General features: G+C 57.7%; 7 protein-coding genes. 5 read left to right on the top strand and 2 right to left on the bottom strand.

The window, feature by feature from the left end; translation table 11 throughout:
- Positions 1 to 234: 234 nt before the first annotated feature.
- A complete protein-coding gene (locus EQV93_RS19470; RefSeq protein WP_122783900.1) occupies positions 235 to 1,548 on the bottom strand; it encodes an MFS transporter in 1,314 nt (437 codons plus the stop codon).
- Between the two features lie 159 nt (positions 1,549 to 1,707).
- Between EQV93_RS19470 and EQV93_RS19465 the strand changes: the two genes are divergently transcribed.
- The 5 genes from EQV93_RS19465 (at position 1,708) to EQV93_RS19445 (ending at position 6,239) form a co-directional block, all read left to right on the top strand.
- Entirely contained in the window at positions 1,708 to 2,823 is a 1,116-nt protein-coding gene (locus EQV93_RS19465) for a sugar diacid recognition domain-containing protein (RefSeq protein ID WP_240892233.1), read from the top strand.
- Between the two features lie 78 nt (positions 2,824 to 2,901).
- Positions 2,902 to 4,038: a glycerate kinase gene (locus tag EQV93_RS19460; RefSeq protein WP_122783902.1), complete on the top strand. Its 1,137-nt coding sequence runs from the start codon at positions 2,902 to 2,904 to the stop codon at positions 4,036 to 4,038.
- A gap of 93 nt (positions 4,039 to 4,131) precedes the next feature.
- Positions 4,132 to 5,475, top strand: coding sequence for a CDP-diacylglycerol--serine O-phosphatidyltransferase (gene pssA, locus EQV93_RS19455; RefSeq protein ID WP_146387460.1), 1,344 nt, complete (start codon positions 4,132 to 4,134; stop codon positions 5,473 to 5,475).
- A 203-nt stretch (positions 5,476 to 5,678) separates the two neighbouring features.
- Complete coding sequence (locus EQV93_RS19450) at positions 5,679 to 5,933, top strand: YdcH family protein (RefSeq protein WP_122783904.1); 255 nt, start codon at positions 5,679 to 5,681, stop codon at positions 5,931 to 5,933.
- A gap of 9 nt (positions 5,934 to 5,942) precedes the next feature.
- On the top strand, positions 5,943 to 6,239 hold the full coding sequence (locus tag EQV93_RS19445; RefSeq protein ID WP_240892232.1) for a putative quinol monooxygenase: 297 nt from the start codon (positions 5,943 to 5,945) through the stop codon (positions 6,237 to 6,239).
- 73 nt (positions 6,240 to 6,312) lie between these two features.
- On the opposite strand, the gene EQV93_RS19440 is transcribed toward EQV93_RS19445, so the two are convergent.
- Positions 6,313 to 7,935, bottom strand: coding sequence for an acyl-CoA synthetase (locus EQV93_RS19440; protein WP_240892231.1), 1,623 nt, complete (start codon positions 7,933 to 7,935; stop codon positions 6,313 to 6,315).
- Positions 7,936 to 8,179 lie beyond the last annotated feature (244 nt).

Here is an 8,179-nt window from a genome sequence, read left to right as displayed (position 1 = left end):
CTCACTCCGGTCCCGCTCCGTGGGCACGCTGCGACGGGCCATCCATGGCCCGATCGCAGCTCTCCCGGCATCCATGCCGGTCGACCCACTCCGCGAAACCTCCTTTCGGCCTCCCGAAGGGGCGGCAAATCAAGATCAAGATCACAAGCAAGATCAAGATCACAAGCAAGATCAAGATCAAGATCAAGTCAAAAGCCAAGATCAAAAGCCAAGATCAAGATCACAAGCGCGGTGTTAGGCGTTACTCATTCCTCGTGTCATCCGTAATGCCAATACGCTGCCAGCGACGATTACCGCCGCAAGGACGTACAAGGCCACATCCGTCGAGCCCGTTGCGTCTTTGACCCATCCCACCAAATACGGACTAAGAAATCCAGCCATCTGGCCCATCGAGTTGATCAACGCCAAACCACCTGCCGCAGCTCCCGCACTGAGCATCGCGGTCGGCACCGGCCAGAACATCGGCAAACCGGTAAGGGCACCCATCGTAGCGATGGTCAGGCCAAGAATCGCAATCGCTGGCTGGGTTGCAAAGTTCACAGCAATCACCAACCCAATCGCACCCATCAACATGGGCACTACCAAATGCCAACGGCGCTCTTTACGCAAGTCCGCCGAACGCCCCACCAGTAACATGAAGACAGCCGCCAGCAGGTAAGGAATCGCACTGATCCAGCCAATTACCAGCGTGTCGCTGAAGCCCAGGTTTTTGATGATCGAGGGCAGCCAGAAGTTGATCGCGTAGACGCCACTCTGGATGCAGAAGTAAATCAGGCCAAAGGCCCAGATTGCCGGGTTCTTGAACACAGCCAGCAGGGAATCGGTCGCCGTAGAGGGTTTGTTGGCAGCATCCAGGTCATGGTCGGCTTGCAACACGGCACGTTCATGGGCTCCCAGCCATTTGGCATTGGCAAAGCTGTCGCTCAGCAAGAAAATCGCCAGGGCGCCCAGTATGACCGTGGGAATGCCTTGCAGCAGAAACATCCACTGCCAACCAGCAAGCCCACCCTGGCCTGCGGCGAAGTGGCTGAGAATCCAACCCGAGAAAGGCCCGCCAATCAAGCCGGAAACCGGGATGGCGCACATGAACAAGGCCATGATGCGGCCACGGCGAAAGGTCGGAAACCACTGCGAGAGATACAGGACTACGCCCGGGAAGAATCCCGCTTCAGCAGCACCGGTTAAAAAACGCAGGGTGTAAAAACCGGTCGGTGTGGTCACGAACATCAGGCAGGTCGACAGCGCGCCCCAGCCGATCATCATTACGGCAATCCAGCGCCGTGGGCCAAAACGGGTCAGGGCCAGGTTGCTCGGCACGCCGCAGAGCACGTAGCCGATAAAGAAAATTCCGGCACCCAGACCGTAAACTGTCTCGCTGAATTTCAGCGCATCCAGCATTTGTAGTTTGGCAAAGCCAACGTTGACCCGGTCAAGGTAGTTGAACAGGTAGCAGATGAAGATAAAGGGAATCAGGCGCAGTGTAATGCGCTTGTAGATGGCGTTTTTATCGTCATCGCTGATCAGCGAAGCGGTGGCGCTCTGTGACATTGTATGTCTCTCTTTATTATGTTTTTTCACGATCCGGGGTTAACGTTGATCGCGGCCTGAGTTTCGACCACCTTAACGCCGCTGTCTTTGTGCCTGAGCACAGGGAATATCTGCTAGCGCTGTGCCCATGAACAAAATTTCCAAAGGATTGTCGTCCCCATGTTTGAATTGGATCATGATTTGGCGCAGGACATTGTCGATCGCGCGATGGCCATTCTGCCTTACAACGTCAACGTCATGGACAGCCAGGGGCTGATTCTGGGCAGTGGCGAGCCTGAGCGTATCAACACCCGGCACGAAGGGGCGCAGTTGGTGCTGGCCAATGGACGAGTGGTGGAAATCGACGCACAGACCGCCACCTGCCTGAAGGGGGTTCAGCCCGGAATCAATTTGCCGCTGTTGCTGGATGAGCGCCTGGTCGGTGTGCTGGGGCTGACCGGTGAGCCGGAAATGCTTCGCACCTACGCTCAGCTGGTGCGCATGACCGCCGAAATGCTGGTCAGGCAACGTTACCAGCAAGCCGAACAGCAGTGGCGCCGTCAGCGTTGCGACGACTTGGTGGCATTACTGCTCAGTGAAGGCGGCGATTCCCCGCGCCTGATCGATGAAGCTCAGCAGTTAGGATTAAAACCGCAGTTGTCGCGTATCCCTTATCTGTTCGAGTTGGGCAAAGGCCAAGGCGCTGAAGCCTTGAGTGGCTGGTTGCAATCGCGCTACCCGGACAGTTGGTGCGTGACCCCGGCGACCGGCTCGCTGCTGTGGTGCCGGCCTGCAACGGTTGCGCTGGATGATCTCCGCCTGCTGGAAAAACTGGATGCCCAGGGCTGGAAGGTGCTGCGCATTGCGGCGGGGGGCCAGGCGGATGCACTCAAGGGCTTGCGTCGCTGCTATCGCCGGGTCGCGGACTTGCTTGCTTATGGGCGCGACGTGCTGCCCCAGACCCGCGTGCTGGAGCTTGATCGCTACCGCTTGCCGGTGATGCTATGGCGCCACCGCCATGATGATGCACTTGAAGAACTGCTGGGGCCGTTGCACAAGGTTGTGGCTAAAGACACTAATGGTCAATTGATTGCCACACTTCGCAGTTGGTGTGAGCACGATGGCCAGAGCCAGCTATGCGCTGACGCACTGGGTATTCACCGCAACAGCCTGCGTTACCGCATGGAACGCATCGCTGAATTGAGTTCAGTGGACCCGCTGAGTCTGAACGGCATGCTGGCGCTGTATTTGGGCGTGCAATTGTTGCCTTGTCAGAATGAACAACAAACACTGTGATTGCTTGTGCGCCTGACTGGCGTGTTTGCAGCCCGTTGATGGCAGCATGGTTGGCATAAGACCTGGAGATGCGCCCCTATGAAAATCGTGATTGCCCCCGATTCGTTCAAAGACAGCCTGAGTGCCGAAAAAGTCGCCGATGCCATCGCTGCCGGCCTGGCAGATGCGCTGCCCCATGCGCATCTGGTGAGCTGCCCGATGGCCGATGGCGGCGAAGGCACCGTGGAGGCCATCGTTGCCGCGGGCAATGGCCAGTTGCGCCGCAATCACGTTCAGGGCCCGCTGGGCGAATCGGTCGAGGCTCATTGGGGCTGGTTGCCGGACAGCCATACGGCCATTATCGAAATGGCTGAAGCCAGCGGCTTGCAACGCGTACCGGTGTCGCAACGGGATGCACGCATCAGCAGCACCTTCGGCACTGGTGAACTGATCCGGGCAGCCCTTGATGCGGGAGCGCAGCGCATTATTCTGGCCATCGGCGGCAGCGCCACCAATGACGCGGGCGCGGGGGCTTTGCAGGCACTGGGGCTGGGTCTGTTCGACGCTGAGCGGCAACCTTTGGCGCCCGGAGGGCTGGCGCTTTCCAGGCTGGCACACATTGAGCTTTCGGGGCTTGACCTGCGCTTGGCGGACGTTCGATTTGAAATTGCCGCTGACGTTAACAACCCTCTGTGTGGTGAGCACGGCGCTTCTGCCATCTTTGGCCCGCAAAAGGGCGCAACACCTGAGCACGTTCGCTTGCTGGATCAGGCGCTGGGACACTTTGCCGATCATTGCGCGACTGTATTACCCAAGGATGTGCGTGATGAACCCGGCTCGGGAGCCGCAGGCGGGCTTGGTTTTGCGGCCAAGGCGTTTTTTGGCGCAGAGTTTCGCGCCGGAGTTGAAGTGGTGGCGGAATTGGTAGGGCTGGCAGAAGCGGTTAAAGACGCCGATCTGGTGATTACCGGTGAAGGCCGTTTCGATGCGCAGACATTACGCGGCAAAACCCCCTTTGGTGTGGCGCGCATTGCTCAGGCTCAGGGTGTGCCGGTCGTGGTGCTGGCTGGCACGTTGGGCGAGGGGTATCAAACACTCTATGCGCACGGCATCAACGCCGCATTCGCCGTGACCAGCGGGCCAATGAGCCTCGAAGACGCCTGTGCCAACGCCGCACAACTGCTCACCGACAGGGCGCGCGACATTGCGCGGCTGATGGCTATTTACGCGGTTTGATGCGCGCCGGCCGCCGCCTTCGCGGCGGCTACAGCTTCAAAGCTCAATCGTGTAAGCTTTGCGGTTCTTCGCATTCGACCCTTAGCGAGCCCTATGCCGTCGCTCTTCAAACGTTCTTTGCTGCCTAAACTGCGCAGCTTTCCTTTGTCCGCCGATGCAATCAGCATCTTGCCCAGCGCGGCGCAATTTCGTCAGTGCCTGCTCGAACACATCGCCAGTGCACGTCAGCGCATCACGCTGGTGGCCTTGTACCTGCAGCAGGACGAAGCCGGACAGGAAATCCTCGATGCCTTGCACGCTGCCAAAGCCGCACGTCCAGAACTGGAAATCGTGGTGGTGGTGGATTGGCTACGGGCCCAGCGCGGCTTGATCGGTGCAGGCAAACAGCCGGGCAATGCCGCTTGGTACCAGGCCCAGACCGCCGCTCACAGCAGCGAAGTGCCTATTTATGGCGTGCCGGTTCAAACCCGCGAGCTGTTCGGCGTTTTGCACCTCAAAGGTTTTATTGTTGACGACTGTGTGATCTACAGCGGCGCGAGCCTGAACAACGTGTACTTGCACAAGTTCGATAAATACCGCTTCGACCGTTATCACCTGCTGCACAACAAACCTCTGGCGGATGCCATGCAGCGCTTTGTGGTGGAGGACTTGATTACCACCAAGGCGGTGCATCGTCTGGATGTGCCTCAGTTACCGTCTACCCGCAGCTTGCGCAGCGCCATTGGTGATTTGCGCAGCAGCCTGAAAAAAGCCGTTTATGACACCCGCGAAGCGACAACCGCGCATTTTGGCCTGTCGGTGAGTCCGCTGCTGGGCGTGGGCAAAAACAACCCGCTGAGCCGGGTGATTTGCGAGTTGATTGCCAGCAGCCAACAGCAATTGACCATTTGCACGCCGTACTTCAACTTGCCATTGCCCGTGACCCGTGAAATCAATCGGGCGCTGGAGCGCGGCGTGAAGATTGATATTGTGGTCGGCGACAAGACGGCCAATGATTTTTACATTCCGCCCAGCGAGCCTTTCAAGGTGATTGCGGCACTCCCGTATCTGTACGAGTTGAGTCTGCGTCGGTTTGCCAAAAAGCATCAGCGCATGATCGATAGCGGTTTACTGAACCTGCATTTATGGCGCGAGGGCGATAACACCTTCCACCTTAAAGGCATGTGGGTCGATGACCGTTACACGCTGCTAACGGGCAACAATCTCAATCCGCGAGCGTTCCGCCTGGATCTTGAAAACGGGCTACTGATTGATGACCCGCGCCGCGAATGGCTGGAGCCTCGACGCCAAGAGCTGGAGTCGATTTTTGCCAATACCCGCCGCATCGAGAGTTACAAGATTCTGGAGACGCTGGAGGAGTACCCGGCGAGCGTCGCCAAGTTTCTGCGCAGGGTGAGCCGAGTGAGAATTGAGCGGTTGTTGTACCGCATTTTGTGAGTCCCCCGCCCAGTGCTAAAGCGAGCATGTTGCGCTCTTTGGGATGGATGTTTGACGAGGGCCTGACGGTGAATATTCACCCGTGACTTTCGAGGTGGTCGGTTGCGTGCTATTGCTTAGGGAAGTTTTATTGCGACACAACCTTGCTCCGGGTTCATCACACCAGCCCTGGGCGACCACCGAAACTTCCACGAGGTGCCGATATGCCTGTCAAACACGATTTGCTCAAAGACCTGAGTGTGACCCCTGAGTTGGCCAGCAAGCTGCGCAACGAAAACCCTCATCTGGACCGATTGTTTGCGGAGTACAAAGACAAGGATGACCAGATTGTTGCCGCTGAAAAAGACAATGCGCTGGGCATATCCGATGAGGCATTGCTCAAGCTCAAAGAGCAAAGGCTTTTGATCAAAGATAAGATCGCCAGCTATTTTTCGGAATCAAGTGCCAGCAAGGTCTAGGAAGTCGATATGTCCAAAGTCATCAAGATTGTCGCCACATTGCGCGCCAAGTCCGACCATCGTGCCGAGGTTGAAAAGGCGCTGCGTGCCTGTGTGCAAGGTTCACGGGCTGAGGCAGGCTGCATTGCCTACGCCCTGCATGTCGATATTGACGACCCAGACCGCTTTGTCTTTATCGAGGCGTGGGCGAACAGGGAGGCCATAGAGCAGCATAAAACCACGGCGCACTATCTAACGATGGCTGGGGCGGTCAAAGAACTGCTCGCGCATCGTGAAGTGCTGTTACTGGAAGAGCTGGAGGACTGAGTTCGTTCTGCCCGCACGCCCGACGGCGGCCCTTGAAGGGCCGCCGTTTTCATTGGCGGATTGGACGTGTGTTTTATAAAGCCTTGGCCATATCCCGCAGCACGAATTTCTGGATCTTGCCGGTCGAGGTTTTGGGCAACAGTGTGAACACCACAGTGCGCGGCACTTTGAACCCGGCCAGATGCTCGCGACAAAACGCGATGATCTCGCTCTCACGTACGTGCTGGTGATCGGCCTTGAGGGTAATAAATGCACAGGGTGTCTCGCCCCAGCGTTCATCCGGGCGGGCAACGACGGCCGCTTCCATCACCCCCGAATGGCGATACAACACGCCTTCGACTTCAATCGTGGAAATGTTCTCGCCACCTGAAATGATGATGTCCTTGAGTCGGTCGCGGATTTCGATATAGCCATCCGGGTGGCACACGGCCAGGTCACCGGTATGAAACCAGCCGCCTTCAAAAGCCTCGGCCGTGGCGCTTGGGTTTTTCAAATAACCCTTCATCACGGTGTTGCCCCGCATGAAGATCTCACCCATGGTTTCGCCATCACGAGGTGTCGGCGCCAAGGTTTTCGGATCTGCCACCATCACGCCCTCCAGCGTCGGGTAACGCACACCTTGACGCGATTTGATTTGAGCGCGCTCAACCAGTGACTGCTTGTCCCATTTGTCATGCCAGGCACATATGGTCACCGGGCCATAGACCTCGGTAAGGCCATAGACGTGGGTCACATGGATGCCCATTTCTTCCACCGCACCAATGACTTTGGCGGGAGGGGCCGCTCCGGCGACCATAGCCCTGACCGGGTGATCGATGGCGGCTTTGGCCGACTCAGGCATATTGACCAGAGCATTGAGCACTATTGGGGCACCGCACAGGTGGGTGACCTGATGCTCTCGGATAAGCGTCAGGATTTTTTGCGGATCTACCCGGCGCAAAAAGACGTGTACACCCGCCAGCGCGGTAATGATCCACGGGTAGCACCAGCCATTGCAGTGGAACATCGGCAGCGTCCACAGGTACACCGGGTGGTTGCCGATGGCCCAGACCATCTGGTTGCCCAGCGAATTGAGATACGCCCCACGATGGTGATACACCACGCCCTTGGGGTTGCCTGTGGTGCCTGAGGTGTAATTGAGCGTGATCGCTTGCCATTCATCCGTCGGCCACTGCCAGTCATACTCAGGGTCGCCCTCTGCCAGCAGCGCCTCGTAATCCAGCGTGCTGACCGGTTGGCCTTCGCCATACTCCGGGTCGTCGACGTCGATAATCAGCGGCGGATGGTCAAGCATGGCCACTGCGGCATGGATCACATCATGGAACTCACGGTCGGCAATCAACACGTTTGCTTCGCCGTGGGCCAGCATAAATGCAATGGTTTCGGCGTCGAGCCGCACGTTCAAGGCGTTGAGCACAGCGCCGGTCATTGGCACGGCAAAATGCGCTTCGAGCATGGCCGGGATATTCGGTAGCATCACCGCCACGGTATCCCCTTTGCCTACGCCGCGCCCGGTCAGGGCACTGGCCAACTGACGGCAGCGGCTATAGGTCTGCGCCCATGTACGGCGAATCGAGCCATGAATGACGGCAGGGTAGTCGGGGTAGACGCTGGCTGTGCGCTCGATAAAGCTGAGCGGCGACAGGGCAATATGATTGACAGCACTTGGCTCGAGGCCTTGCTCAAAGATCGACATAGGGAGTTGTTCCGGTGGCTGATTGTTAGCTCTATGGCTGCCCGTAGTGCCAATGGCGCACAGGTCAGTTTTATGTCCGGCCCTATTTATAGCCCACCCTGTATTTGACAGGGAAGTACGACCTTAGATGCACAAGGCTCGCTCAGGCTAGCCCAGTTGGCCACGGGTCCATTCGGCGTCAGCGACAACATTGAGCCCAATGTTTTCGGCTAAACGAACATTTTGCATCGACCTCAGAATCAGC

This window comes from Pseudomonas sp. TMW22091 (assembly GCF_022496705.1).
GTDB classification, from domain to species: domain Bacteria; phylum Pseudomonadota; class Gammaproteobacteria; order Pseudomonadales; family Pseudomonadaceae; genus Aquipseudomonas; species Aquipseudomonas saxonica.
This window is presented reverse-complemented; position numbering and strand designations above follow the sequence as displayed.